Source organism: Kluyvera fluvialis (genome assembly GCF_059725275.1).
This window is the reverse complement of record NZ_AP046142.1, coordinates 3,474,963-3,500,630: the sequence shown is the minus strand read 5'-3', so window position 1 is coordinate 3,500,630 and position 25,668 is coordinate 3,474,963. Positions and strand designations below refer to the sequence as shown.

General features: G+C 51.0%; 25 protein-coding genes. 9 read left to right on the top strand and 16 right to left on the bottom strand.

All coding sequences use genetic code 11. The annotated features are described in order from the left end of the window. Positions 1–198: 198 nt before the first annotated feature. Both cstA and AC6I4B_RS16535 read left to right on the top strand, forming a co-directional pair. The gene (cstA, locus tag AC6I4B_RS16540; RefSeq protein ID WP_497766724.1) at positions 199–2,304 is read left to right on the top strand and encodes a pyruvate/proton symporter CstA; all 2,106 of its coding nucleotides are present in this window, start codon (positions 199–201) and stop codon (positions 2,302–2,304) included. A gap of 51 nt (positions 2,305–2,355) precedes the next feature. After that, complete coding sequence (locus AC6I4B_RS16535) at positions 2,356–2,553, top strand: YbdD/YjiX family protein (RefSeq protein ID WP_006809671.1); 198 nt, start codon at positions 2,356–2,358, stop codon at positions 2,551–2,553. 193 nt (positions 2,554–2,746) lie between these two features. Here AC6I4B_RS16535 and AC6I4B_RS16530 read toward each other — a convergent pair whose 3' ends face one another. The 3 genes from AC6I4B_RS16530 to citR form a co-directional block, all read right to left on the bottom strand. After that, positions 2,747–3,373: an IbrB-like domain-containing protein gene (locus AC6I4B_RS16530; protein WP_497766718.1), complete on the bottom strand. Its 627-nt coding sequence runs from the start codon at positions 3,371–3,373 to the stop codon at positions 2,747–2,749. After that, positions 3,358–4,581: a phosphoadenosine phosphosulfate reductase gene (locus AC6I4B_RS16525; protein ID WP_497766716.1), complete on the bottom strand. Its 1,224-nt coding sequence runs from the start codon at positions 4,579–4,581 to the stop codon at positions 3,358–3,360. The genes AC6I4B_RS16530 and AC6I4B_RS16525 overlap by 16 nt, the downstream gene beginning before the upstream one ends. A gap of 128 nt (positions 4,582–4,709) precedes the next feature. Continuing rightward, positions 4,710–5,600: a DNA-binding transcriptional repressor CitR gene (gene citR, locus AC6I4B_RS16520; RefSeq protein ID WP_497766714.1), complete on the bottom strand. Its 891-nt coding sequence runs from the start codon at positions 5,598–5,600 to the stop codon at positions 4,710–4,712. A 669-nt stretch (positions 5,601–6,269) separates the two neighbouring features. Here citR and ahpC point away from each other — a divergent pair. Together ahpC and ahpF are read left to right on the top strand one after the other, a co-directional pair. Beyond that, the gene (gene ahpC, locus AC6I4B_RS16515; protein WP_002894394.1) at positions 6,270–6,833 is read left to right on the top strand and encodes an alkyl hydroperoxide reductase subunit C; all 564 of its coding nucleotides are present in this window, start codon (positions 6,270–6,272) and stop codon (positions 6,831–6,833) included. Between the two features lie 211 nt (positions 6,834–7,044). After that, positions 7,045–8,610 (top strand): alkyl hydroperoxide reductase subunit F, encoded by a 1,566-nt coding sequence (ahpF, locus tag AC6I4B_RS16510; protein WP_497766712.1) that lies wholly within the window; start codon positions 7,045–7,047, stop codon positions 8,608–8,610. Between the two features lie 71 nt (positions 8,611–8,681). Here ahpF and uspG read toward each other — a convergent pair whose 3' ends face one another. Both uspG and rnk read right to left on the bottom strand, forming a co-directional pair. After that, positions 8,682–9,110, bottom strand: coding sequence for a universal stress protein UspG (uspG, locus tag AC6I4B_RS16505; RefSeq protein ID WP_497766710.1), 429 nt, complete (start codon positions 9,108–9,110; stop codon positions 8,682–8,684). A gap of 166 nt (positions 9,111–9,276) precedes the next feature. Then, a complete protein-coding gene (gene rnk / locus AC6I4B_RS16500; protein WP_497766709.1) occupies positions 9,277–9,687 on the bottom strand; it encodes a nucleoside diphosphate kinase regulator in 411 nt (136 codons plus the stop codon). Between the two features lie 233 nt (positions 9,688–9,920). Between rnk and AC6I4B_RS16495 the strand changes: the two genes are divergently transcribed. Further along, entirely contained in the window at positions 9,921–10,751 is an 831-nt protein-coding gene (locus AC6I4B_RS16495) for an alpha/beta fold hydrolase (RefSeq protein WP_497766707.1), read from the top strand. A gap of 35 nt (positions 10,752–10,786) precedes the next feature. Here AC6I4B_RS16495 and rna read toward each other — a convergent pair whose 3' ends face one another. Together rna and dcuC are read right to left on the bottom strand one after the other, a co-directional pair. Continuing rightward, positions 10,787–11,587 (bottom strand): ribonuclease I, encoded by an 801-nt coding sequence (rna, locus tag AC6I4B_RS16490; RefSeq protein WP_497766705.1) that lies wholly within the window; start codon positions 11,585–11,587, stop codon positions 10,787–10,789. Between the two features lie 95 nt (positions 11,588–11,682). Then, positions 11,683–13,053 (bottom strand): anaerobic C4-dicarboxylate transporter DcuC, encoded by a 1,371-nt coding sequence (dcuC, locus tag AC6I4B_RS16485; protein WP_497766703.1) that lies wholly within the window; start codon positions 13,051–13,053, stop codon positions 11,683–11,685. A gap of 700 nt (positions 13,054–13,753) precedes the next feature. Between dcuC and pagP the strand changes: the two genes are divergently transcribed. Then, complete coding sequence (gene pagP, locus AC6I4B_RS16480; RefSeq protein ID WP_497766701.1) at positions 13,754–14,302, top strand: lipid IV(A) palmitoyltransferase PagP; 549 nt, start codon at positions 13,754–13,756, stop codon at positions 14,300–14,302. A 163-nt stretch (positions 14,303–14,465) separates the two neighbouring features. Continuing rightward, positions 14,466–14,675 carry a transcription antiterminator/RNA stability regulator CspE gene (gene cspE / locus AC6I4B_RS16475; RefSeq protein ID WP_000034825.1) on the top strand — a complete coding sequence of 70 codons (210 nt, stop codon included), beginning with the start codon at positions 14,466–14,468 and terminating at the stop codon, positions 14,673–14,675. 64 nt (positions 14,676–14,739) lie between these two features. Here the strand turns inward: cspE and crcB are convergent, their stop codons facing one another. After that, positions 14,740–15,117 carry a fluoride efflux transporter CrcB gene (gene crcB / locus AC6I4B_RS16470; protein ID WP_497766607.1) on the bottom strand — a complete coding sequence of 126 codons (378 nt, stop codon included), beginning with the start codon at positions 15,115–15,117 and terminating at the stop codon, positions 14,740–14,742. Positions 15,118–15,330: 213 nt separating this feature from the next. Between crcB and AC6I4B_RS16465 the strand changes: the two genes are divergently transcribed. Together AC6I4B_RS16465 and tatE are read left to right on the top strand one after the other, a co-directional pair. Further along, the gene (locus AC6I4B_RS16465; protein ID WP_497766606.1) at positions 15,331–16,119 is read left to right on the top strand and encodes a deaminated glutathione amidase; all 789 of its coding nucleotides are present in this window, start codon (positions 15,331–15,333) and stop codon (positions 16,117–16,119) included. A 125-nt stretch (positions 16,120–16,244) separates the two neighbouring features. Beyond that, entirely contained in the window at positions 16,245–16,445 is a 201-nt protein-coding gene (tatE, locus tag AC6I4B_RS16460; protein ID WP_234501853.1) for a twin-arginine translocase subunit TatE, read from the top strand. 213 nt (positions 16,446–16,658) lie between these two features. Here tatE and lipA read toward each other — a convergent pair whose 3' ends face one another. The 8 genes from lipA to mrdA form a co-directional block, all read right to left on the bottom strand. Continuing rightward, positions 16,659–17,624: a lipoyl synthase gene (lipA, locus tag AC6I4B_RS16455; protein WP_497766604.1), complete on the bottom strand. Its 966-nt coding sequence runs from the start codon at positions 17,622–17,624 to the stop codon at positions 16,659–16,661. A 200-nt stretch (positions 17,625–17,824) separates the two neighbouring features. Continuing rightward, the gene (locus AC6I4B_RS16450; protein ID WP_497772208.1) at positions 17,825–18,781 is read right to left on the bottom strand and encodes a YbeF family transcriptional regulator; all 957 of its coding nucleotides are present in this window, start codon (positions 18,779–18,781) and stop codon (positions 17,825–17,827) included. Positions 18,782–19,087: 306 nt separating this feature from the next. Next, positions 19,088–19,759: a lipoyl(octanoyl) transferase LipB gene (lipB, locus tag AC6I4B_RS16445; RefSeq protein WP_497766603.1), complete on the bottom strand. Its 672-nt coding sequence runs from the start codon at positions 19,757–19,759 to the stop codon at positions 19,088–19,090. A gap of 69 nt (positions 19,760–19,828) precedes the next feature. Continuing rightward, a complete protein-coding gene (ybeD, locus tag AC6I4B_RS16440) occupies positions 19,829–20,092 on the bottom strand; it encodes a DUF493 family protein YbeD (protein ID WP_035894333.1) in 264 nt (87 codons plus the stop codon). Positions 20,093–20,196: 104 nt separating this feature from the next. Next, positions 20,197–21,396, bottom strand: a complete 1,200-nt coding sequence (gene dacA / locus AC6I4B_RS16435; RefSeq protein ID WP_497766601.1) for a D-alanyl-D-alanine carboxypeptidase DacA — start codon at positions 21,394–21,396, stop codon at positions 20,197–20,199. Positions 21,397–21,534: 138 nt separating this feature from the next. Then, entirely contained in the window at positions 21,535–22,635 is a 1,101-nt protein-coding gene (rlpA, locus tag AC6I4B_RS16430) for an endolytic peptidoglycan transglycosylase RlpA (RefSeq protein ID WP_497766599.1), read from the bottom strand. A gap of 10 nt (positions 22,636–22,645) precedes the next feature. After that, positions 22,646–23,758, bottom strand: coding sequence for a peptidoglycan glycosyltransferase MrdB (gene mrdB, locus AC6I4B_RS16425; protein WP_497766597.1), 1,113 nt, complete (start codon positions 23,756–23,758; stop codon positions 22,646–22,648). 2 nt (positions 23,759–23,760) lie between these two features. Then, positions 23,761–25,662 carry a peptidoglycan DD-transpeptidase MrdA gene (gene mrdA / locus AC6I4B_RS16420; protein ID WP_497766595.1) on the bottom strand — a complete coding sequence of 634 codons (1,902 nt, stop codon included), beginning with the start codon at positions 25,660–25,662 and terminating at the stop codon, positions 23,761–23,763. Positions 25,663–25,668 lie beyond the last annotated feature (6 nt).

The following is a 25,668-nucleotide window of genomic DNA, read 5'->3' as shown; positions in this document are numbered from 1 at the left end:
CCATTTCCATTCGGCAAAGACCTGCCATTTTTCACTCCCTCGCCCCAACCATTTCCCTGCGTTAAGTGATCTCGCTAGCAATGTGATGTAAATGTCATGTTTTGTTCCTGTTCATATTGGTTTCAAAGATGTTAAATCAAAAGGGATTGCTACGGACATAAAATGTAACATTTTCTGCCACTGATACGGACAATAACTATGAATAATTCAGGGAAATACCTTATATGGGCATTACTCTCCGTTGTCGGCGCGTTTGCTCTGGGCTATATCGCCCTCAATCGGGGTGAACAGATCAACGCGCTGTGGATTGTGGTCGCGGCGGTCTGTATTTATTTGATTGCTTATCGTTTTTACGGCCTGTATATCGCGAAAAAGGTGTTGCAGGTTGACCCGACGCGTATGACGCCTGCGGTGCGGCATAACGATGGCCTGGACTATGTTCCGACGGATAAAAAAGTGCTGTTCGGTCACCACTTTGCGGCGATTGCGGGCGCAGGCCCATTGGTCGGCCCGGTGCTGGCGGCGCAGATGGGCTATCTGCCGGGGATGATTTGGATCCTTGCTGGGGTGGTGCTGGCGGGGGCCGTGCAGGACTTCATGGTGCTGTTTGTCTCCACGCGCCGCGACGGGCGCTCGCTGGGCGAACTGGTCAAAGAGGAGATGGGCGCAACCGCTGGGGTTATCGCGCTTATCGCCACCTTTATGATTATGGTGATTATCCTCGCGGTGCTGGCGATGATTGTGGTGAAAGCGCTGACGCATAGCCCGTGGGGAACCTACACCGTGGCCTTTACCATTCCGCTGGCGCTGTTTATGGGGATTTATATCCGCTATATCCGCCCCGGGCGCATTGGTGAAGTGTCGGTGATTGGCCTTGTGCTGCTGGTGTTTGCGATTGTTTCCGGTGGCTGGGTTGCCGCTAGCGAAACGTGGGCACCGTGGTTTGATTTTACCGGCGTACAGCTTACCTGGATGCTGGTGGGCTATGGTTTTGTGGCCTCGGTGCTGCCGGTGTGGCTGCTGCTGGCCCCGCGTGATTACCTGTCTACGTTCCTTAAAATCGGCACTATTGTTGGGCTGGCGGTCGGCATTCTGATTATGCGCCCGACGCTGACCATGCCCGCGTTGACGAAATTTGTCGATGGTACGGGGCCGGTGTGGACGGGTAACCTGTTCCCGTTCCTGTTTATTACCATCGCCTGTGGCGCGGTGTCTGGTTTCCATGCGCTGATTGCTTCGGGGACGACGCCGAAAATGTTGGCGAACGAAGGCCAGGCTTGTTTTATCGGCTACGGCGGGATGCTGATGGAATCCTTCGTGGCAATTATGGCGCTGGTTTCCGCCTGTATTATTGACCCGGGCGTTTACTTCGCAATGAACAGCCCAATGGCGGTGCTGGCGCCTGCGGGCACGGTGGATGTGGTGGCGTCGGCGGCGCAGGTGGTGAGCGGCTGGGGCTTTACGGTCACGCCGGATCTGCTGCACCAAATTGCTAATGAAGTGGGCGAGCAGTCGATCATTTCACGCGCTGGTGGTGCGCCAACGCTGGCGGTAGGGATGGCTTATATTCTCCACGGGGCGCTTGGCGGCCTGATGGATGTGGCGTTTTGGTATCACTTTGCCATTCTGTTTGAGGCACTGTTTATCCTGACGGCGGTTGATGCCGGGACGCGCGCGGCGCGCTTTATGCTGCAAGATTTGTTGGGGGTGGTAAGCCCTGGGCTGAAACGCACTGACTCTCTGCCCGCTAACCTGCTGGCGACCGCGTTATGTGTGCTGGCGTGGGGTTACTTCCTGCATCAAGGGGTGGTTGACCCGCTTGGCGGTATCAATACCCTGTGGCCGCTGTTTGGTATCGCCAACCAGATGCTGGCCGGTATGGCGCTGATGCTGTGTGCGGTGGTACTGTTCAAGATGAAACGCCAGCGCTATGCGTGGGTGGCACTGTTACCGACGGCGTGGCTGCTGGTTTGTACCCTGGTGGCGGGTTGGCAGAAAGCCTTTAGCCCGGATACTAAAGTGGGCTTCCTGGCGATTGCCAATAAGTTCCAGGCGATGATTGATAGTGGGGCGATTCCTGCGCAGTATACGCAATCGCAGTTGGCGCAACTGGTGTTCAACAACCGCCTGGATGCGGGACTAACCATCTTCTTTATGGTGGTGGTTGTGGTGCTGGCGCTGTTCTCTCTCAAAACTGCGCTGGCGGCGCTGAAAGAGAGCCGCCCAACGGCGAAGGAAACGCCGTATGAACCAATGCCAGCGGATGTTGATAACCTGGTGACGCAGGCTAAACGCGCGCATTAATCTTACCGTAGCCCGGCGTTGCGACGTCGGGCTTAACGAAAGGACAAGACGATGTTTGATACTTTATCGAAAGCCGGGAAATACTTAGGCCAGGCGGCAAAAATGATGATTGGCGTGCCGGATTACGACAATTATGTTGAGCATATGCGCGTCAATCACCCGGATCAAACACCGATGACCTACGAAGAGTTTTTCCGCGATCGTCAGGACGCGCGTTACGGCGGCAAGGGCGGTGCGAAGTGCTGCTAAGGTTTGTTTAGATATCCAAACGTCTTAATTGCCAAACGGCTTTGCCGTGTTACGGCGATGTGAAAGTTAGCTTCACGAACGGCAGACGCAGAATGACAACGATGCGACTCATCCCTCAACGTCAGCACCCAACCTCGGCTCGGCACAACCCTATTCACGCAGATGACAGGCTATTCAATACGCCCCGATGTCGTTATTTTACCGTCCAGGCCTGTGAGAATTGGCGATGACCAAACATTTCGCACAGGCCGTTAATCTGCTTCAGACGCAGCACTTCGTCGGTGTCCATACCCAACTCTTGCCCCATTTTTTCATCACTCCAGCCAAGCAGGCTCAGTTCGCGCACAATATCGGACATGGCGCTAATCTGGTGACGACCGCGCGCGCGGTTGTGGCGGATGGTTGCCGCCATTCTTGCCGACAGAGAATCGTCGTGATTGGTGAGTTGGGTAACCGGTAGATAACCGCGAAACTGTTTTTTGAGCGTCGTTTTCGTATGGGCCAACAGGTGGCGGTGAAAGCCATCGACGATTTCGTAAAGATGGTCTTTTTTCTCGATGACGACGATAGGCTGCGTGAAACCATCGGCCTCCAGCGACCTGGTGAGTAGCCGTTTTTCCTGTGGCGCCATATTGTTCGGGTTGTAATCGTTAGGCGATACCTGCGCCTCTTTGACCCACAAAACACAGTCGATAGGTTGATCTTTAAACGGGCTGTCCTCGTGGAGAGCCTGTCGAAACTGATTAATGGTGTCGATTTTGTCTTCAAGGCTGAGTGTTTGCAGGTACTCATGCAACTGCTCGATTAGTTTTTGTCGCATAAAATCCCCCATTGCTGGCGCTTTTGCTCCATGCGTGAGCGGTAACGTTGATAGTGCTTCGACTTAGTGGGGCTAAAAGAGAGCATTCGGCACCAATAGTCGTTGTTTAACAATACCTTGCAGATTCTCCGCCATGACGGAATATCCTTTGCACCCAGATCTTTTTCCTGGCAGTCGGGGATATCCTCCCAGCCCTGTTTTTGGTACCAGTGAATATAGACGGCAATTTTATTGCGGTAATGATCGGCGGTGCTTTCGGGCATACTTTGCAATAAGAAGTGGGCATAGCTGCGCCAGGTATAACTCGCTGGTTTTTCTATTTTTCGGTGGCCGTAAAATTGATTGTCCTGTCCGGCATAAACGCCGCCGCTGTGCACACCGCTTACGCGTTGGCACATGTCGGCCCAGCGATCAGGCTCCAGTACGTGATATAGCCATAATCCCTGACGTTGTTCCGGGCCGAAGGGTTCGCAAATGCGCATATAGCGCAGCGGTACGCCCGCCTGATACATCAGGTTGTAAAGTGGGTTATAGGGCAACTGCGTTTTAGCAAACCAAGTCCAGATGTCGGCGGTTTTCCAGTCGTAGATAGGGTAGACATACCAGGCGTGATTACCGGGGGCGATCGTTGTCCAGGGTTTGTCGTCGGCAAAACGACGTTTACGCTGCGAGGAGATGGTCAGAAAGCGGTTGTAAGACTCGTCGGCGCGTATGCCAATCATTACCGCCGCAGGGCGCTGCTGGGAAAACCATTCAGCAAATTTCTGGACGAATAGCTCGAAGGTGATACCGATATGATAAAAAGAGAAATACGCGGGGTCGGTAATAGCCCCTTCCGGCGGTTGTCTAACCCATTGAGCACCCGGCTCCCAGCATTGCCATTCTGGATTAAATTGTGTTAGCGAATTTTGCGTGGTAAGCGGTAGTGCAACCCAATAAAACTGTTCAATGACGTCCTGATATAAGTCGCGTAACTTTTCACAATGGGTAATGGTATAAGAAAACTGTGCTTCCCAGTCGATAAACAGGACACTGAATTTTTTACCCAGCGAGCGGGCAATTTTCGCAGTTAAATGCAACATTACCGTCGAGTCTTTGCCGCCAGAAAAAGAGACGCAGACTCGGGGAAATGTTTCTAATGTCCAGGTGATACGCTCCTGGGCGGCTTCCTGCACCGATTGGTCGAGAGGGAGTTTGACCACAGACATCTACCGGCTATCCTTAATCATATATTCTGCTTAGAATACGTAATAGCATACAGTAATGTTTCATTCGGTTACGATAATAATTAGATATTTTTTTAAATCCCTCGATGGGGATTTATTATATTTATAATTTACATTTCGTTTATAACTTTAGTGAATATTTTATTATTTAACGATGAGCGGTTATATATCATGTAAATAGTGATGCTACTCGTCGGGTGATTTGTTTTTATTTCTCTCAACGCCAGGGGTTCTTTGAATCGGTCGAAAAGAGGTTTAGGTATAAAGCCGATTAAATCCGTATCGTGAATTGTGTTAACGATGGCGAAAATTGATGACGAATGGTAAGCAAATTTTTGCCATGGGAACCGTTTTTCGTTTTCGGCCTGATATTGTTTAATGCTGGGTTCGGTGGTTTCGTAGCGGGTGAAGCGTTCTTGCGCAAGCTGTTCGTCCGTTGCGCTTTCGCCCAGGCGCGGATGCGTTTTCCGGCATACCAGCAGTGTGGGAACGACAAGAAAAGGCTCGCAAATCAGCGCCCGGTTGTTGACTGGCGTGGCGGAAAAAACGATGTCTGCCTTGCGGTAGTGCATCAACTCTTCAACGCTGTCTGCCGTACTGAGATAATCGTTATATTCCACCTGTAGGTTAGGTTCCGCTAATAACATGTTCATTAAACGGACGATTTCATCCAGGAAGTTGAGCTGTAAACCATAGACTATGAATTTTTTGTCTAAATCCGTATTGCCCATGATGTTGATGGTTTGCTCTAGCTGATTAAGGTTTTCCGCCAGGTGTGTATGCAGGTTAACGGCAGCTGTCGTCGGGGAGATGCCTTTCCCTGCACGAATAAATAAAGGATCGTTTAATTGTACTCGTAAACGTTGCAGAGACTGACTGACCGCCGAGGGGGTGATAAACAAGGTTTCTGCGGCTTTGCTGATGCTAAGATGCTGATATATGCATTCAAAAATGACGAGTAGATTGAGATCGAAACGCTTAAGATCATAAAGATTTGCCATAACCTATCCTTTTTAAAGAGGGCATAGAGATGCCTTTTCTTCGCCACATTCCATGTGTTCGAAAAACTTAATTATCTTTGAATATTCTCTAAATATATATCAGAAGTTCACGATTATCTATACTGGTAGGAAAATAGGACAGCACATGCGTGAAATAAATGTAATTCAAATTATAAATAATTAACGTATTAATTATCATTAATTTCTCTTTATTGATGTCGTTAATTTCCGTCTTGAAAAATTCTTTACGAGGTAAAGAAGGGTGTAGCATAGAAAATCTCTGTAAAATCAGTAGGTAGTATGGTGTTGACGGTATAGCCTATCACAATCATCGGTAAGACCAACGCCCAGCGGATTGCCCTGCAGGATAGGGGGTGATGTAATCCGCGTGCTGTAACAGCCTTTGTTAAAGGTCTGTGGAGCGCAACAATTTGCCAGCCTGGCTGGCGCTGAATTCGCCTGCGGGAGATTCAGGTAATCGGGCCGCCTTTGTTGCGGCCTTTTTACGTCTGGGGATGTGCGCTTTAGCCTGTCCTCGTTCATCGGTTCACAAAGTTGTCTCGTTGTGGTTGTTAGATATCGCTTATTGATTTGATAATGTAAACGCATTGGTCGAATCAGGAATAGTTGGTTAATGTAGACCTCAACGAAAACACGGAGGAAGTACAGATGTCCTTAATTAATACCAAAATCAAACCTTTCAAAAACCAGGCGTTCAAAAATGGTGAGTTCATCGAAGTCACCGAGAAAGATACCGAAGGTCGCTGGAGTGTGTTCTTCTTCTACCCAGCTGACTTCACCTTTGTATGCCCGACCGAACTGGGTGATGTTGCAGACCATTATGAAGAACTGCAAAAGCTGGGCGTAGACGTGTACTCCGTTTCTACCGACACCCACTTTACCCACAAAGCGTGGCACAGCAGCTCTGAAACCATCGCGAAAATCAAATACGCGATGATCGGCGACCCAACTGGCGCGCTGACCCGTAACTTCGACAACATGCGTGAAGATGAAGGTCTGGCTGACCGTGCAACCTTCGTTGTTGACCCACAGGGCATCATCCAGGCTATCGAAGTTACCGCTGAAGGTATCGGCCGTGACGCGTCTGACCTGCTGCGTAAAATCAAAGCCGCTCAGTATGTCGCTTCTCACCCAGGTGAAGTTTGCCCGGCTAAATGGAAAGAAGGCGAAGCCACTCTGGCTCCATCTCTGGATCTGGTCGGCAAAATCTAAGCCTTTAGGCGCTTCAAAGCCGGATGGCGCTACGCTTATCCGGCCTATAATCCAAGCTTGCTAAAACGTAGGCTGGGTAAGCGAAGTGCCACCCGGCTATCAACGGGTGCATAGCACCCGTTTTTCTTCCCCGCACTATGATGCAAGTTGCATCCAGGCCGCCCGAATGAGGCAGCTTGCATGATGATGTATTTAAGCCCAGGAGATAAACATGCTCGACACCAACATGAAAACCCAGCTCAAAGCGTATCTTGAAAAGCTGACCAAACCTGTTGAGCTGATTGCCACGCTGGATGACAGCGCCAAATCGGCAGAAATCAAGGAACTGCTGGCTGAAATTGCTGAACTGTCAGAGAACGTCACCTTCAAAGTCGATAACTCGCTGGCGGTTCGTAAGCCGTCATTCCTGATCACTAACCCAGGTTCCCACCAGGGCCCGCGTTTTGCAGGTTCCCCGCTGGGCCACGAGTTCACCTCGCTGGTACTGGCACTGCTGTGGACAGGTGGTCATCCGTCAAAAGAAGCGCAGTCTCTGCTGGAGCAGATTCGTGATATCGACGGTGATTTTGAGTTCGAAACCTATTATTCGCTCTCTTGCCACAACTGCCCGGACGTGGTGCAGGCGTTGAACCTGATGACGGTGCTGAACCCACGCATCAAACATACGGCAATCGACGGTGGTACGTTCCAGAATGAAATTACCGATCGTAACGTGATGGGCGTTCCGGCGGTGTTCGTCAACGGTCAGGAATTTGGTCAGGGTCGTATGACGCTGGCGGAGATTGTTGCCAAAGTGGACACCGGTGCGGAAAAACGCGCGGCGGAAGAGCTGAACAAACGTGACGCGTACGATGTGCTGATTGTCGGTTCCGGCCCGTCCGGTGCGGCAGCGGCGGTTTACTCGGCGCGTAAAGGGATTCGCACTGGCCTGATGGGCGAACGTTTTGGCGGCCAGGTGCTGGATACCGTGGATATCGAAAACTACATCTCTGTGCCGAAAACCGAAGGTCAGAAACTGGCCGGGGCTTTAAAAGCACACGTGAGCGAGTACGCAGTGGACGTGATTGACTCCCAGAGCGCGTCTAAGCTCGTGCCTGCCTCCGTTGAAGGTGGCCTGCATCAGATTGAAACCGCGTCTGGCGCGGTGCTGAAAGCGCGTAGCATTATCATCGCGACCGGTGCTAAGTGGCGCAATATGAACGTGCCGGGTGAAGATCAATATCGCACCAAAGGCGTAACCTATTGCCCACACTGCGATGGCCCACTGTTTAAAGGCAAGCGCGTGGCTGTTATCGGCGGCGGTAACTCCGGCGTAGAAGCGGCAATCGATCTGGCCGGTGTGGTTGAGCACGTTACGCTGCTGGAATTTGCCCCAGAAATGAAAGCCGATCAGGTATTGCAGGATAAAGTACGCAGCCTGAAGAACGTTGATATTATTCTCAACGCGCAGACCACGGAAGTGAAGGGCGACGGCAGTAAAGTGACTGGCCTGCAATATCGTGACCGTGTCAGCGGCGACGAGCATCACGTTGAGCTGGCGGGTATTTTTGTACAGATTGGTCTGTTGCCGAATACTAACTGGCTGGAAGGCGCGATTGAACGTAACCGTATGGGTGAGATTATCATCGATGCCAAATGCGAGACTAACGTCAAGGGCGTATTCGCCGCAGGCGACTGCACCACTGTGCCATACAAACAAATTATTATCGCTGCGGGCGAAGGTGCGAAAGCCTCTCTGAGCGCATTCGATTATCTGATTCGCACCAAAACCGCATAAAAAAAAGAAGCCAGACAAAACCTGCAATGTAAAAGGCCACCGATAAGGTGGCCTTTTTTTACCCTGCTATTTTAGCGGACAACCAGCACCGGAATATGTGCATGGCGAATCACGCTAGAGGCGTTGGAACCCAGAAGGTGGGTGCTGATTGACGGGTTGCGAGAGCCAATGACTATCATGTCGGCGTTTAGTTCCTCCGCCAGATCATTCACGGCATCGCGAACGCTACCTAAACGAACGTGAGTCTTAATGCGCGATGGGTCGATGCTGAAATGGCTCACCATGGTTTGCAGGCGGCTTTCAGCTTCGTGTTCAAGGTGTTCTTCAAAACGACGTAAGTCGGCAGCAAAACGGCTCATGGTGTAACTGGCCGAGGCGGGCAGGACATGCAGCAGGTGAATAATACCATCCTGTTGTGCCTGAAACTCTGCGTGACGCACCGCTTTATCACTTAATTCCATCTCAAAAACATCAACTGGCATAATGATTGTTTTGTACATATGGATCCTCCTTGTCATGTTAGAACTATCAAAACATATTATGCGTTTTTAATATGTCATTTAGTTCGCAAAACAGTTTAACGCGGGCAAGGAAGTTGTAAAGTTTCGTTAAGCAGGGAGGCAGAAAGAGGATGCCTGGCATCCTCTTAAGCAATAACAGCGGGGATTAGCGGCGGAAATCGCCAGCGGCTTCCGGTTGATATAACAGCTCAAGCACTTCCAGATGGGTAGACGCACCGCCCGGTAATTCCCAGTGGATAGTGCTACCGGCGCGCAGGCCGAGCAGCGCCGCGCCAACCGGTGCTAGTACCGAAAGTTGGCTGTTGCTGTCGGTCATCTGCGTTGGGAAAACGAGCGTACGCACGCGTTCCTCGCCGGTGGTGAGGTCGCGGAATCTGACCTGGCTATTCATACTCACTACATCGTGTGGCATGGCCTCTGGGGCACACATCTGCGCACGATCCAGTTCGTCGTTTAGCGCGTTCGCCACCGGTGAATTTGCATAAGCAGGTTGCTCAAGCAGGCGGTCGATACGCTCGGCATCGAACTCATTAATAATGATGGCAGGTCTGGTCATGATTTACTCCATGTCTTTCATTTATCCAAAAGAAAACCCTCACCGCCAGCGGCAAGGGTTCATCTGATTCCATCATACTGATCCCGAGGCCAGGTTTGAAGTGATGCAGCGCACATTCGTTGATGGCAATTTATTCATCGTGTGAATTTTGTGCGAATGCCGTCGCAACCGATAAATCTGGATTATCCTTTTTAGGCTGCGCCTGGCAGCGTCCTTCCAGCACAGGAGAGCGTATGAGCGGTTTTGATAAACTGACCCTGAAAGATGGCAGCTATCTGTGGTTTAAAGATTGGGGGAGCGGTCAACCGATAGTTTTCAGCCACGGCTGGCCATTAACGTCTGATGCGTTTGAAGATCAGATGTTATATCTGGGCTCAAAAGGTTACCGCGTTATCGCCCATGACCGACGTGGGCACGGGCGCTCGGCCCAGCCGTGGGAGGGGCACACGATGGATCAGTATGCCGATGATTTAGCCGAGCTGACCGCGCATCTTAATTTAAAAGAGGCGGTGCACGTTGGGCACTCTACCGGTGGGGGCGAGGTAGCGCGCTATATTGGCCGTCACGGTACAAGCCGAGTGGCAAAAGCGGTGCTGATTGGCGCGGTAACGCCGATTATGTTGAAAACGGACTTCAATCCTAACGGCGTGCCGATGTCGGTGTTTGACGATATCCGTGACGGTGTGGTGAACGATCGCGCGGCTTTTTTCTATGAGCTGACGGCGGCCTTTTATGGTTATAACCGCGCAGGGGCGAAAGAGTCGAAAGCGGTGCGAGAGAGCTTTGTCGCCCAGGGATTACAGGGTTCAATTAAGGCGCTGTATGACTGCGTTAAAGCCTTTTCCCAAACGGACTTGCGTGAAGATTTGCGTAAGATGACTATCCCAACGTTGGTGATTCATGGTGATGATGACCAGATTGTACCGTTTGAAACCTGCGGTAAAGCGGCGGCGGCAATCTTGCCGGATGCGGAGTTGAAGGTGTACCACGGTGGATCGCACGGGATCTGTACCACACACAAACAGCAGATCAATGACGATCTGCTGGCGTTTATTCAGCGCTAGTGGCGTTCTGCCCCCACGGTGGGCGGAGGAGGGGATTAATAACCGATTTTGTCGAGTATGAACTGTTTGCCACAGTTGCCGGGATGCGGCTGTGGAAGCAAAGACGTGGCGGATAGCGGGTCGTTAATGCTGCTGGATTTAATGGCAATTTGCATTTCGGTTAAATATGCTGGATTGCCGTCGCAGGTGAGCTTAACGGCTTTGACGTTTTGTTTGCCAAAAGCGCGAGCAACGGCGTTATCAAAGCTGGCGCGGGTGACGGTTTTACCGTAGTTAGCGGCAAGGAATTCGCCCAGAGCGCTCTGTTTCACTTCGGTATTTAGCCGTACCATGGTGTCGAAATAGGCGTCTGGGTCAAAGCCGAAACACACGCCATGCTTGGCGTATTCATAGCGTTCAAGGCAGGTTTTACCGCCGCTTCCAGGCATCACCTGATTGAGTTTATTGGCCACTTCCAGCGATAAGGCGGTTTCTTCAGCGGCACATTTGCGGCTGGCTTTTGCTTCCGGCATATTCGGAATCGGACGTGTAGCGCAACCGAAACGCATCCAGCGGTTATTATCTACGCCGCGCGAGGCGATAGAACCGGGTAGGCTTGGCCATAATCCGTGAACGGTTAAATAGTCGGCTTTATTCGCCATCTCTTTTTGCGGCTTGCATTCCAGCGGCTGTTTACGATTTCTGTCGTGCTGGCTTTGGCAAAAACCAGTTTGCCATGACAGCGCCAGAACATAGCGGTCAAAGTCGCCATATTGTGTCGGTGCAAGCGGGGCGGCATGAAGGCTGCCAGCGCAGAGCAGCAGTGCGCATCCAAACACAATATTCTTCCTGAGCATATTCCTGACTCCACATTTTTAATGGTTTAACAGCGTTATTAAATCATAAAATAAGGCACCCTAAGGTGCCTTATTTATTCATTAAATGAATTTAGTTACGCAGTTGCGCCAGGAACCAGAATTTCTGTCGCGATGATGACGACAATCAGGCCAACGATAACCGGCACGGAGGTGCGTTTTACCACTTCGAACGGTGAAATTTTTGCCATCCCCGCCACGGCGACGACCACGCCGGAAACCGGGGAAATCGTACGGCCAAGGTTAGAGGCTTGCAGCATCGGAATGGAAAGATACGCTGGGTTGATGCCAGAGGAGTGCGCCAGTTTCGGGATCATCTCCACAAAGGCGTAGAACGGCGCGTTACCTGAGCCGGTAGTCATTGCCGCCAACATGGTCAGCACGACCAAAACCAGCATCAGAATAATGCTTGCTGAACCAAACGAGGTGGCGATAGAGATTAGGCTATTGATAAAGCCGATGGTGCTAAGACCCTGTGCGAACACGCCCGCCGCGACCAGCAGCATGACCACGCCCGCAAAGGCATCTGCCATTCCGCGATAGGCCACTTCCAGGCCCGCAAAGACGTTTTGGGTATTAAAGCCGCGTAGGAATTCCAGCACTGCCGACAGCAACATGCAGATAACCAGAATTGAAATAATATGCAGTTCTGGGCCCCATTTACCGTCGAAGATCAGCACACCAATAATTGGCGTAAACGGCAGAATGGCGTAGAAGCTGGGTGCGGTAGTGGTAATTTCATTCACATCCAGCATTTCGTGAGAAATATTCTCTTTTTTGTCCAGGTAACGCTGCCAGAAGAAATGGGCGATAGCCATCGCGATAATCGCGACGATAGAAATAGGCAGTGTTGTTTTGAAGGCAAAATCAATTAATGGCATTTCAGCCGCTTTAGCCGCTAATACCACGTCACCGGAAGTTGGCGACAGAATAATGGCCGCAGGTGAGGCGCAAATAGCGGCGGCAGCACCACGGCTAATTCCGACGTTAACCATAACCGGGAATAACGTTGCCATTAACAGTACGCCAAGGCCGGTAGCCGAAGACACCGCCAGTGACATCAGACATGCCACGAAATAGGCGGCAATCATCAGTAAATAAGGCGAGTTGATAAAGCGTAACGGCTTGGAGGCCAGCTTAACGACCATATCGTTTGCGCCGATATGTGTCATATAAGCGGCAAAACCGCACAGCATCATGATCATCATACCGAGGTCGCCACCACGGCTCATCAGCAAGATTTTGATGTATTCAATGATGTCGGTAGCAGAATAACCGGTACTGCTTTCGCTACCAGGTAAAACCTTGTGCCCCATCAATGCGCTGGCAATCAGTAACAGTAGACCGCCGACGAAAAGGACCCCCGTCGCGGAATATCCTTTGATGATGTAGCGGGCTACGCCCACAATAACCACAACACCAATCAGGAGTTCAAAGAACGTTAACATTATTAACACCTATCGCCCAGTTGTAAAAATTGACGCAGTGCTGCATCAAAAAGTCAGTGGTGAAATGTGCCGAAAAAAGCGGCAGATTTAGCTGATGGAAATCAAAAAACAGCCGAATTAAAGAGAATGATATTGTAATTTGCTAGACGTACTCACAAAGCAGCACATTGTGGTATCGGAAACATCGCATGGTGGTGGATGAATAAACCGCAGCGGTAAATAAAACGTGGTAGCGCTAAAAAATCGCTTGCTACGCGCTGATGTCGCAAGGCGTGGGAGGCGCTATCCTCTACATGTGTGTGTCTCTTTTCTCTGTATTAGATTGAACTGGATATTGCTTATAAATTGAGCTGGGCAAAATGATATTTAAATATTAATAATTCACTTGTGCAGATGTAATTTAATAATCATGAGGGGGTTAATTTAAAAAATAATAAACCTTGAGGTCTGCACGCCATTTATTTTGATGCATAATTATCCTGTAAGCTATTTGACAGGATAGTGAAAAATTATTCATTCCCCCGCCATCTGGCTGACTTGACGAATCGATTAGGAATATTCTAATTTTTAATGCAGGAGACAGAAAAAAAGAGAAGCCGCAGTGTTGTTAAGTTTTGATTAAGATTAGCATTGATAGACTATTCTTATGAGAAGTTATTTCTGCGAGAGTATCGTGTTAAAAATACATAGAATTATTTCAATGTTGATCGTTCTGGTTGGGCTGTCTGGTGCCGCTCTTCCAGCTTATGCCTCTTTTACGCAGACGATAAAAGATGGCTATGACACGCTGAGCAATAACGTGGTGCAGACCTGGGATGCGCCGCAGAGTTACGACCTGTATGTGCCAGCGATTACCTGGCACGCGCGTTTTGCCTACGATAAAGATAAAACCGACGAGTATAACGAGCGCCCCTGGGGGGCTGGTTTTGGTGTGTCGCGCTGGGATGACAAAGGGAACTGGCACGGCCTGTATCTGATGGCGTTCAAAGACTCCTTTAATAAATGGGAGCCGATTGGGGGTTATGGCTGGGAAAAAACCTGGCGACCGCTGGCGGATGACAACTTCCATATGGGGTTGGGGTATACCGTGGGGGTGACTGCGCGTGATAACTGGAAGTACATCCCGATTCCGGTATTGCTGCCGTTGGCCTCTGTCGGCTATGGCCCTGCGACCTTCCAGATGACTTATATTCCAGGGACTTACAATAACGGTAATGTCTACTTCGCCTGGCTACGATTCCAGTTCTAAAACAAGGCATAGGAAGTAAGCTAACGATAAAGTCAACCTACGAATAAAAGTTAGCGACATTTATCACTTTTTGGCTAACTTGGGCTGGACAAAACGCACCACAATTGTTGTACTGTTAACTGACACAGCATTTGTGTCGTTTTTTCATATAAAGGTAATTTTGATGTCTAAGATTAAAGGTAACGTTAAGTGGTTTAATGAATCCAAAGGATTCGGTTTCATTACTCCGGAAGATGGCAGCAAAGACGTATTCGTACACTTCTCTGCAATCCAGACCAACGGTTTCAAAACTCTGGCTGAAGGTCAGCGTGTAGAGTTCGAAATCACTAACGGTGCCAAAGGCCCTTCTGCTGCTAACGTAATCGCTCTGTAAGCGAAATTAGTAGTCAGAATTCAAAACCCGCTTAAGTGCGGGTTTTTTTTATCCTTTTTTTGCCTTAACGGCTACTGCTGAACAGCCAGAATGCGATGGCCGTCATCGCGAATGACCCCAGCAGGTTGACTGCCACATTGAGTAGCGCCCAACTGAATTTTCCCGCCTGTAGCAAAAACACCACTTCGGATGAAAAGGTTGAGAACGTGGTTAGCCCACCACAAAAGCCGGTAGTGATCAGTAGCTTCCACATCGGGTCAACCTGTGGCAAGCGGTTAAACCATGCCAGCCCTGCGCCAATAATAAATGCGCCAGTGAGGTTTGCGGCGAGCGTTCCTAGCGGAATAGTGTGGTGCATCGGGTTAAATTTCAGGCTTAGCAGCCAGCGGGCGACGCTACCAGTACCACCGCCAATAAAAACCGCCAATAAGAGTTGCATCAAGCGTGTTTCCTGTCATTTTTGGATGATGCCCCTAGTTTAACGCGGCGAGGGGGAATCTGCCTATACGCCTTATCCCTCAAGCGGTTTTTGCGTGGTAATCGCTCGTTTAGCAAAAGCGCTTACCACCGTGTGAATGATTCTGCGTGTGTATACTTATAGTTATTCATATCGTTGATACATACAGGTCGCGACTATTTCAGCCGGAGAGACGCTATGCGGGTTGCAGCAGGGCAGTTTATTGTGACGCCAGAGTGGCAGGGGAACGCGCAAACGTGTGTGACGCTGATGCAGTCTGCCGCAGAGCAAGGGGCGGCGCTGCTGGTGCTGCCAGAAGCGCTCTTAGCGCGCGATGACTGTGACCCGGATCTGTCCGTTAAATCGGCGCAGCCGCTCGACGGTGGCTTTATGCAGCGCCTGCTGATACAAAGCCGCAGTGATACGTTGACCACCATTCTGACCATCCACACGCCTTCTGCGCCAGGCCGGGCGATGAATACGCTGGTGGCGATCCGCGCGGGTGAGGTGATTGCCCACTATCATAAGCTGCATCTGTATGACGCGTTTGCTATTCAGGAGTCTAAACGTGTTGATGCGGGGCAAGCGTTACCACCGTTGATTGACGTTGAGGATTTTCAGGTTGGCTTAATGACCTGCTACGATTTGCGCTTTCCTGAGCTGGCGCTAGCCCTGGCGTTGCAAGGGGCGGAAATATTGGCGTTGCCTGCCGCGTGGGTGCGTGGGCCGTTGAAAGAGCAGCATTGGTCGATGCTGCTGGCGGCTCGTGCGTTGGATACTACCTGTTATCTGGTAGCGAGCGGGGAGTGCGGAAGCCGTAACATAGGGCAAAGCCGAATTGTCGATCCGCTGGGGGTGACGCTTGCCGGAGCGACCTATCAGCCGCAGTTGATTATTGCGGATGTGCGACGTGAGCACTTACTCAACGTTCGCCAACAGCTTCCGGTATTAAAAAACCGACGTTTTGCGCTACCGCAATTAACATGACGTTTTTTTAAACAACGCTTGATTCACCTTGTTACAGATTGCTATTGTGTCGGCGCGCCAAATCATCGTTAATAACCACAATGATGTGGCGCATTTTGCAGCCTGTTTTTAAGAAGAAGGTATCTATGGGTGAGATTAGTATTACCAAACTGCTGGTAGTGGCAGCACTGATTGTTCTGGTGTTTGGTACCAAAAAATTACGGACTCTGGGTGGAGATCTGGGTTCAGCGATCAAAGGCTTCAAGAAAGCCATGAATGACGATGAAACCAGTGCGCAAAAAAGCGCCGATGAAACTCCAGCAGAAAAGCTCTCTCATAAAGAGTAAGCAGGACAGCGTTTAAGATGACGCGCCAGCAGTCAGGCGCATCATACGCAGGCTTAATTGCCAGCGAAAAGGGCCACAGTGCAATGCGCCGTGGCCCTTTTTCATGCAAATAAGATTGCAGAGGTTATCTAATTGAAACAATTTGTATCTTGTTCGCGCGATAAAAAAGCCGCTGTCAAAAGAGAGCGGCTTTTTTGTACCTGAAGGCAGACTTTATTTCACTTCCATGCCTTTTGCCTGGAGATCCGCATGGTAGGACGAGCGGACGAACGGGCCGCAGGCAGCATGGGTAAAGCCCATTGCCAGCGCTTCGGCTTTCATCTCTTCAAACTCATCCGGGCTGACGTAACGCTGTACCGGTAAGTGGTGACGGCTTGGCTGGAGGTATTGTCCCAGCGTCAGCATGGTGACGCCGTGGCGGCGCAGGTCACGCATTACTTCGATGATTTCCGCGTTAGTTTCACCCAAGCCAACCATCAGGCCAGATTTGGTTGGAATTTCCGGGTGCGCTTCTTTAAAGCGCTCCAGCAGTTTTAGCGACCAGTTGTAATCTGCACCTGGGCGCACCTGGCGATAAATACGCGGTACGTTTTCCAGGTTGTGGTTAAAGACGTCCGGCGGCGTTTCGGTAAGGATCTCTAAGGCGCGATCCATACGGCCACGGAAGTCCGGCACTAGCGTTTCAATCTTAATGGTCGGGCTTTTCTCGCGAATAGCAGAGATACAGTCAGCAAAGTGCTGAGCACCGCCATCACGCAGATCGTCGCGATCCACCGAGGTGATAACCACATAGCGCAGCGCCATATCGGCAATCGTTTGTGCCAGTTTCAGCGGCTCGTTAGCATCCGGCGCGACTGGGCGACCATGCGCCACATCGCAGAACGGGCAGCGACGGGTGCAAATAGCGCCCAGAATCATAAAGGTCGCCGTGCCGTGGTTGAAGCATTCGGCCAGGTTAGGGCAGGACGCTTCTTCACACACCGAGTGCAGACCATTTTTGCGCATGGCTGCTTTGATACCCTGGATACGGGAAGAGTCTGCCGGAAGTTTAATTTTCATCCACTCCGGTTTTCGCAGCAGCGCTTCGCGCTCTGTTGCCACGTTTTTAACCGGGATAAGGGCCATTTTATCGGCGTCGCGGTATTTAACACCACGTTCCATCACAATGGGTTTACTCATAGCGTACGTGTTCCAGTTCCGAGTATCGAGGGAAAGCGTTTCAATTCAAGGGAATGTTGTATTTATCAACTATTTTTGAATTAATGCCACGCAGTATATCATTGAAACGGGGTATAAAGCAGCCTAACAGGCCGGCAAATTGTGAAATATTTGTTGAAAAATGCTTTTTTGCCGGCAGTCGTAAGACGAAGGTATGAGGCTCAGAAAGCCTGATGAATCACGTTGATAATGTTTTGCATTACGGGGTCACGCAGACTCAGTTTGTTGTAATGCAATGAAAAATCGATACGTTCTTGCTGAAGCGGAGCAAAGTCCAGCGTTCGCAGCGGCCAGCACTGTTTGAAAATGTGGTAAAAGCGCAGCGGCATAATGCCTATCAGGTTGCTGGAGGCGATCAGTGACGCGATGGTAAATAGGTTGTAACTGCTGACGCTGACCTGGCGATCGGGCAGCATGTCTCGAATACGCTTGTACTGGTCGTTTTGTCCCGCGCCATCCATGGTTAATAGCGTATGTTCATATTGCATTAGGGTATCGACGGATGGCTCCGCGTCCAGCGCGGGGTGGTCATTCCGGCATACCAGCACCAGATTATCGCTGAACAACGAGTGCTTGCCCAATGTGCGAGGATTATTGTGCTCGTGGTTATCGATGATTAAATCGGTCTGGAATTGGCTCAGTTGGGTGTTGGCGTCGGTCACGACAACATTACGTAGCAGCACCTGTGGGTAGGTTTTTTTCACAATCTGATAGATAACCGGCATCACAATCGCGCCCACTGAGGCGGCAGTGCCGATAGTAATGACGCGCTGTTTGTCGTAATTACCGTTGAGGTCTAACGCGCCAAGAATCGACTCCAGGCCCTGGCTGATATATTCATGCAGATGCGTGGCATAAGCTGTCGGCGTCACGCCCTGGCCTTTACGAATAAACAGCGGGTCGGGGAATAGAAGGCGTAGTTTCTGGATCGATTGGCTGATAGCGGAAGGCGTCAAATTGAGGATCTTGGCCGCATTGACGATACCTTTATGTACATATACTGCTTCGAAGATGGTTAATAAATTGAGGTCTATATTACGCAGGGTACGAAAAATTTGTGGTGTATCGTTATCGACATTGAGGTTTATTTTATTATCTGACTTCTCGTTATAATCCACACTACTCACTCCATATTCATTCGTTCCATGAATGATAGTTGATGATTTCATTCTTATTATTATTCCTGTGAACGGAATTCTGCAAGGTAAAATCGGGGGATTTACTTTACTGGTCAATGTATTAGTGAAGCTGATGTATTCATTCAAGCGTTATCAATTCAGGCGATTTTCTACGAAAATGAGAGCTGATGGGCATTTTTAAGATAAATACGTATAAAAAATAGGAGAATTTTTTGCGGTTGTAAAGGTTATCAGGGAAATAAAGACAATGGCCTAAAAAAATATTAGGCCAGAATGTATAATATATTATTCAGAAATATATTTATGTGGTGGATTGTTTAGCAGCGCTAAAAAATGGTGTACAAGTTGTGGGGATATATTTTCCGGTTTTGCGCTAGCAACCCACTGTGAAACCTGCGCCATCTCCATGCCCGCATAACCACAAGGGTTGATGCGTAAGAAGGGGGATAAGTCCATGGCGATATTCAGCGCCAGGCCGTGGAACGAGCAGCCTTTACGGATGCGCAGCCCCAACGAACAGATTTTTTTCTCGCCAACATACACGCCCGGCGCATCGGCGCGTGGGTGCGCTTCAATGCCTAAATCCGCCAACGTATTGACGACCGTTTGCTCCAGCAGCGTAACCAATTCGCGTACGCCCAGCTTGCGACGTTTCAGGTTCAACAGCACATACATGACCTGTTGTCCGGGGCCGTGATAAGTCACCTGGCCGCCACGGTCGCTTTGAATCACAGGGATATCACCGGGTACTAGCACGTGCTCAGCTTTACCCGCCTGACCCTGAGTAAAGACGGGCTGATGCTCAACCAGCCAAATTTCATCCAGCGTATTTTCATCTCGAGTATCAGTGAAATCGTGCATCGCTTGTGAGACTGGCTCGTAGGGTTGCAGACCTAGTTGACGGATGAGGAGGGTATTTAAGTCCAAAACAACGTCTCCACGGAGAAGGGAAATCATGGACGGAGAGTATATCACAGCGGGGAGGGCAGAGGCGTTACCCGGCACTGCCGGGTAACGGAGATGCGATTACAGCACCATACGGACAATTTCGATATTGCCCAGCTCTTCATACAGCGTTTCAACCTGCTCAATGTGGGTTGCATTGATGGTAATGGACACCGAGTGGTAATTGCCTTTGCTGCTCGGTTTTATCTGCGGAGAGTAGTCACCTGGCGCATGGCGCTGTACCACTTCAACCACCAGGTCAACCAGCTCAGGTTTCGCCAGACCCATTACTTTGTAAGTAAACGGTGTAGGGAATTCAAGCAGTTCGTTCAGTTTGGTTTTCATGTCAGCTCCAGTGGTAAAAAAGAACAACTCCCGCATGAGGGCGGGAGTTGTTTAACGTTACATAGTATATGGGGATCAAAATCACACTTTCAAGTGGATGATTTTTAACCAAACCAGTGATGGAACATTAATTTAATGTAATCAATGATTTTGCCGAAGAAGTTGCCTTCAGGAATTTCTTGCAGCACGACCAATGGACGTTGGTCGATGATTTTGCCGTCCAGTTGGAAGTTAATTGTCCCAACCACCTGGTTTTTCTGAAGCGGCGCGTGCAGCTCAGTGGTGGTCAGCACGTAGCTGGCTTTCAGATCTTTCATGCGGCCACGTGGGATGGTCAGATACACATCTTTATCAACGCCCAGCGATGCGCGGTCGGTATTACCGAACCAGGCTGGCTCAGAAGCAAACTCTTTCCCGGCTTTGATTGGGTTAACGGTTTCAAAGAAACGGAAGCCCCAGGTCAGCAATTTTTTACTTTCGGTTTCGCGGCCTTTGTAGGTGCGACCGCCCATCACGGCGGAAATCAGGCGCATCTGGCCTTCAGTTGCGGAAGCGACCAGGTTGTAGCCCGCTTTGTCGGTATGACCGGTTTTGATACCGTCAACGTTCAGGCTGTTGTCCCACAGCAGGCCGTTACGGTTTAACTGACGAATACCGTTGAAGGTGAACTCTTTTTCCCGATAGATAGAGTATTCGTTCGGGACGTCGCGAATCAGTGACTGACCAATCAGCGCCATGTCACGTGCGGAGCTGTACTGGCCGTCGGCATCGAGGCCGTGAACGGTCTGGAAGTGGGTGTTTTTCAGGCCCAGGGCGTTAACGTAACTGTTCATCAGGCCAACGAATGCATCCTGGCTTCCGGCAACATAGTCTGCCATCGCCACACACGCATCGTTACCAGATTGCAGGTTAATCCCGCGAATCAGTTGCGATACCGGAACTTGCATCCCTGGTTTCAGGAACATCAGGGAAGAACCTTTGAACACTGGGTTGCCGGTTGCCCATGCGTCATTACCGATGGTGACCAGGTCAGATTCTTTGAATTTACCCGCTTTCATTGCCTGGCCGATGACGTAACTGGTCATCATTTTGGTGAGGCTTGCCGGGTCGCGGCGGACATCAGCGTTTTGCTCTGCCAGCACCTTGCCGGAGTTGTAATCGATAAGAATATAGGCTTCAGCATCAATCTGCGGAACGCCTGGAATCATCGTTTTAATATTCAGGTCATCGGCGTGGGCAGCGGAGGTCAGTGCTGCGACAGAAAGCGCCGGAATGAGTAAGCGAGCGAGAAAAGAGGTCTTCATGGTCAGAACAACGACATCCGTGATGGAGTTAAAAAAGTACCTTACTATAACAAATGCCCCACAGACAGGCATCCGACATCGTATATGACTTTGTTAATGATTTTTACATATACAAAAATTCGGACGCCCCGGAGTGTTTTAGTTGGCGTGTGTGATAAATGATTGCAGCTGTGCTTCGCTCTGCAAGCGTTGCTGTATGGCGCTAGCTTCGCCTTTATTGCTGAATGGGCCAAGCTGAATACGCCAGACCGCGCCGTTTTGCGTAACGCGGCCCGGAACGGAGAACTGTTGGCTCAGGCGTTGTTGATACTGCTGTGCGCGTGATTGGTCGCTAACTGCGCCGACCTGAACCACATAATCACCACTGGCAGCAGTGGTGCTTGCCGTCGCTGGCGCTGCGACGGCTGCTGGAGCAGTGGTGGCTGCGGCTGGGGCAGCGGTTTGTGCTGGCGCTGGCTGCGTTGGCTCTTCTAACACGCCGCTATTCAACGGCGTTGGTGCGCCGAGGAACCCGCCGCTTTTGACTGGCGCACCTTCGCTGCTGCCGGTCGCGGTCAGCGTGTCATTGCTGATAGCGCGCACGTCACCTTGCGGGGCAACGGGCTGTGGCGCAGACGAGGCGCTGCCCATACCGCCGCTGAGGTCTGGGCGGCTTGGCAGCGCATAAGTCTGTTTGGCGACGGTAGTACACGCCATACCTGGGCCGGAGAGTGTACCGTCCTGAGCGACAATAATCGGGTCAATACGCACTTTGGTATTGTTCGAGGTGTTCAAACGGTCTGCCGAGGCGCGGGAGAGTGAAATCACACGATCGTTGCCATACGGGCCGCGATCGTTAATGCGCACCACGATCATCCGACCATTGGCGAGGTTGGTAATACGGGCGTAGCTTGGAATAGGCAGCGTGGGGTGCGCGGCGGTCAGTTGGTTTGGATCAAACGCTTCACCGCTTGCCGTCAGGTTGCTACCTGGTTCGGCATCATAAATAGCGGCGAGCCCAGCCTGGCTGAAGTTTGCCGGGTTCTGGACGATTTTGTACTTCTTACCGTCGCGTTCGTAGTCCTGATTAGCAGTGGCATTCAGTGGTTCGAAGCGCGGATCGGCGCCACTGATTTCTACCGTTGGGCCATTACATACCGCCGGTTGTGGGGCGGTCACGGTCTGTTGCTGAACATCATCACTCGAACAAGCCGCCAGCAGCCCTGCCGCTATGCAGATCCCAAGCCATTGCTTACGCATTGAGCACCCCTTAGACGCTTTTTGACAACATTTTTCTGTGAGTATGTATCGACATTACGATACCAAACCCGGCCATCAGTACGATCAGGGCAGACCCCCCGTAGCTGACCAGCGGCAGCGGAACGCCCACCACCGGCAAGATGCCACTTACCATACCAATATTTACGAACACATAAACGAATAAAATCAGCATCAAACCGCCCGCCATGACACGGCCAAAGGTGGTTTGCGCCTGGGCGGCAATCCAGAGGCCGCGCATAATTAGTAGGACATAGAGCGCCAGCAGCACCAGAATGCCGATTAAGCCCAACTCCTCGGCGAGTACCGCGAAGATAAAGTCAGTATGGCGTTCAGGTAAAAATTCTAGCTGCGACTGAGTGCCGTGTAGCCAGCCTTTACCGCGCAGCCCACCGGAGCCGATAGCGATTTTCGACTGAATAATATGGTAACCCGCGCCGAGTGGGTCGGATTCTGGATCCATCAGCATCATCACACGCTGGCGCTGATAATCATGCATCAAGAAGAACCATAGAATCGGGATGAAGCAAGCGACCAGCAACACAGCGACCAGAATCAAGCGCCAGCTCAAACCGGCAAGGAACAGTACAAACAGGCCGGAAAGGGCGACCAGAATGGATGTGCCGAGGTCAGGCTGTGCGGCAACCAGCAGGGTGGGCATGAAAATCAGCACCAGCGCGATAGCGGTGTTTTTAAGCGTCGGTGGGCACACATCGCGGTTAATAAAGCGCGCGACCATCAGTGGCACGGCAATTTTCGCTATCTCCGACGGCTGAAAACGAACAACGCCAAGATCCAGCCAGCGCTGCGCGCCTTTTGATATCGCCCCGAAGGCGTCAACCGCCACCAGCAAAATAATACAGATGATATACAGCCAGGGAGCCCAGCCTTCGTAGACGCGAGGCGGGATTTGCGCCATCACCACCATGATAACCAGGCCCATGGCGATTTGGCCGATTTTACGTTCCGTCATCCCCATATCCTGGCCGCTGGCGCTCCAGATAACCAGCGCGCTGTAGGTCAGCAACGCCAGTAGAATCAGCAGCATGGCTGGGTCGATGTGGATTTTATCCCAGAACGATTTTTTGTTCGGATTATCCGTCATGATTACTGGTCCTCCGACGCGGATGCCGCGGGGTTCTCTGCCGGGAGCGTGGTGTTGTTGTCGCCCAGCATGATGTGGTCAAGAATCTGGCGCATGATAGTACCGACCGCAGGGCCAGCACCGCCGTTCTCTAAAATGATCGCGACAGCAACCTGTGGGTCGTTATACGGAGCGAAAGCGGTCATTAATTTGTGGTCACGCAGGCGCTCGGCGATGCGATGCGCGTTATACGTCTCGTTGGCTTTCAGACCAAAGACCTGCGCAGTACCGGATTTCGCGGCAATTTTATACGGTGCACCAGCAAAGTATTTATGCGCAGTCCCGTTTGCACGGTTGGCGACGCCGTACATCCCGTCTTTAGCTATTTCCCAATAGCCGGAATGAATATCGCCAATTGGTGGTTCTTGCGGCTGTACCCACGGCACTTTTTTGCCGTCTTCCACGGTGCTGGCTAACAGATGCGGAATCTTAATAACCCCGTCGTTAATCAGAATCATCAGCGCTTTGTTCATCTGAATGGGGGTCGCTGTCCAGTACCCTTGGCCGATCCCGACCGGAATGGTGTCACCCTGATACCACGGTTTTTTAAAGCGTTTTTGCTTCCATTCGCGGGTTGGCATATTACCGGAGCGCTCTTCCGCAAGGTCGATACCGGTGTAATCACCGTAGCCAAACTTGCTCATCCATTCGGAAAGACGGTCGATACCCATGTCGTAAGCGACTTGGTAGAAGAAGGTATCTGCGGATTCTTCCAGCGCTTTGGTGACATTAAGGTGGCCGTGGCCCCATTTTTTCCAGTCACGATAGCGTTTTTCAGAACCCGGTAACTGCCACCAACCTGGGTCAAACAGGCTGGTGTTGCGGGTGATGACGCCCGCGCTCAGTGCAGAGACAGAAACATACGGTTTCACCGTTGATGCTGGTGGGTAAAGCCCCTGGGTCGCGCGGTTAACCAGCGGCGTGTTCGGGTCGTTCAACAGGCCGCTGTAATCTTTACTGGAGATGCCATCAACAAACAGGTTCGGGTCATAGCTTGGCGTTGAAACCAGCGCCAAAATACTGCCAGTGCGTGGGTCGGTAACCACCACGGCGGCACGGCTGCCCGCGAGCAGCGTTTCAATGTACTGTTGCAGCTTCAGGTCGAGCGTCAGATAAATATCATGCCCAGCCTGTGGCGGCACTTCTTTCAGTTGACGAATGACGCGGCCACGGTTGTTAACTTCAACTTCTTCGTAGCCGGTCTGCCCGTGCAGCATATCTTCGTAGTAGCGCTCGATACCCAGCTTGCCGATATCATGCGTTGCCGCGTAGTTAGCCAGCTTGCCGTCTTTGTCCAGCCTCTCGACATCTTTATCGTTAATTTTTGAGACGTAGCCGATAACGTGGGTCAGCGCGGAGCCATACGGGTAGAAGCGGCGCTTATAGCCTTTAACCTCAACGCCAGGGAAGCGGTACTGGTTGACGGCAAAGCGCGCCACCTGCACTTCCGTGAGGTTGGTTTTAAGCGGAATAGAAGTAAAGCGGTGTGAACGCGCGCGCTCTTTTTTAAAGGCGGCGACGTCGTCGTCGGTTAAGTCAACAACGCCGCGCAGACCGTCGATGGTCTGCTGCACGCTGTCAACTTTTTCCGGCATGATTTCCAGCTGGTAGATGGTGCGGTTAAGCGCCAGCGGTGTACCGTTGCGATCGTAAATAATGCCGCGACTTGGCGCGATAGGCACCAGCTTGATGCGGTTTTCATTAGAACGCGTTTGATAGTCGGTAAAACGAACGATCTGCAAATTATAGAGATTGGCGATCAGCACACCGGTAAGCAGCAAAATCCCCAAAAAAGCGACCACTGCCCGGCGCACAAAGAGCGCGGACTCTGCCGTATAGTCGCGAAAAGAATTCTGTAGTTTCATTCGCTG

Excerpts from the sequence above, each read along its gene's own strand:
- cstA (WP_497766724.1), top strand. The coding sequence starts at position 199 with ATGAATAATTCAGGGAAATACCTTATATGGGCATTACTCTCCGTTGTC.
- AC6I4B_RS16535 (WP_006809671.1), top strand. The coding sequence starts at position 2,356 with ATGTTTGATACTTTATCGAAAGCCGGGAAATACTTAGGCCAGGCGGCA.
- AC6I4B_RS16530 (WP_497766718.1), bottom strand. The coding sequence starts at position 3,373 with ATGCGACAAAAACTAATCGAGCAGTTGCATGAGTACCTGCAAACACTC.
- AC6I4B_RS16525 (WP_497766716.1), bottom strand. The coding sequence starts at position 4,581 with ATGTCTGTGGTCAAACTCCCTCTCGACCAATCGGTGCAGGAAGCCGCC.
- citR (WP_497766714.1), bottom strand. The coding sequence starts at position 5,600 with ATGGCAAATCTTTATGATCTTAAGCGTTTCGATCTCAATCTACTCGTC.
- ahpC (WP_002894394.1), top strand. The coding sequence starts at position 6,270 with ATGTCCTTAATTAATACCAAAATCAAACCTTTCAAAAACCAGGCGTTC.
- ahpF (WP_497766712.1), top strand. The coding sequence starts at position 7,045 with ATGCTCGACACCAACATGAAAACCCAGCTCAAAGCGTATCTTGAAAAG.
- uspG (WP_497766710.1), bottom strand. The coding sequence starts at position 9,110 with ATGTACAAAACAATCATTATGCCAGTTGATGTTTTTGAGATGGAATTA.
- rnk (WP_497766709.1), bottom strand. The coding sequence starts at position 9,687 with ATGACCAGACCTGCCATCATTATTAATGAGTTCGATGCCGAGCGTATC.
- AC6I4B_RS16495 (WP_497766707.1), top strand. The coding sequence starts at position 9,921 with ATGAGCGGTTTTGATAAACTGACCCTGAAAGATGGCAGCTATCTGTGG.
- rna (WP_497766705.1), bottom strand. The coding sequence starts at position 11,587 with ATGCTCAGGAAGAATATTGTGTTTGGATGCGCACTGCTGCTCTGCGCT.
- dcuC (WP_497766703.1), bottom strand. The coding sequence starts at position 13,053 with ATGTTAACGTTCTTTGAACTCCTGATTGGTGTTGTGGTTATTGTGGGC.
- pagP (WP_497766701.1), top strand. The coding sequence starts at position 13,754 with ATGTTGATCGTTCTGGTTGGGCTGTCTGGTGCCGCTCTTCCAGCTTAT.
- cspE (WP_000034825.1), top strand. The coding sequence starts at position 14,466 with ATGTCTAAGATTAAAGGTAACGTTAAGTGGTTTAATGAATCCAAAGGA.
- AC6I4B_RS16465 (WP_497766606.1), top strand. The coding sequence starts at position 15,331 with ATGCGGGTTGCAGCAGGGCAGTTTATTGTGACGCCAGAGTGGCAGGGG.
- tatE (WP_234501853.1), top strand. The coding sequence starts at position 16,245 with ATGGGTGAGATTAGTATTACCAAACTGCTGGTAGTGGCAGCACTGATT.
- lipA (WP_497766604.1), bottom strand. The coding sequence starts at position 17,624 with ATGAGTAAACCCATTGTGATGGAACGTGGTGTTAAATACCGCGACGCC.
- lipB (WP_497766603.1), bottom strand. The coding sequence starts at position 19,759 with ATGATTTCCCTTCTCCGTGGAGACGTTGTTTTGGACTTAAATACCCTC.
- ybeD (WP_035894333.1), bottom strand. The coding sequence starts at position 20,092 with ATGAAAACCAAACTGAACGAACTGCTTGAATTCCCTACACCGTTTACT.
- dacA (WP_497766601.1), bottom strand. The coding sequence starts at position 21,396 with ATGAAGACCTCTTTTCTCGCTCGCTTACTCATTCCGGCGCTTTCTGTC.
- rlpA (WP_497766599.1), bottom strand. The coding sequence starts at position 22,635 with ATGCGTAAGCAATGGCTTGGGATCTGCATAGCGGCAGGGCTGCTGGCG.
- mrdB (WP_497766597.1), bottom strand. The coding sequence starts at position 23,758 with ATGACGGATAATCCGAACAAAAAATCGTTCTGGGATAAAATCCACATC.
- mrdA (WP_497766595.1), bottom strand. The coding sequence starts at position 25,662 with ATGAAACTACAGAATTCTTTTCGCGACTATACGGCAGAGTCCGCGCTC.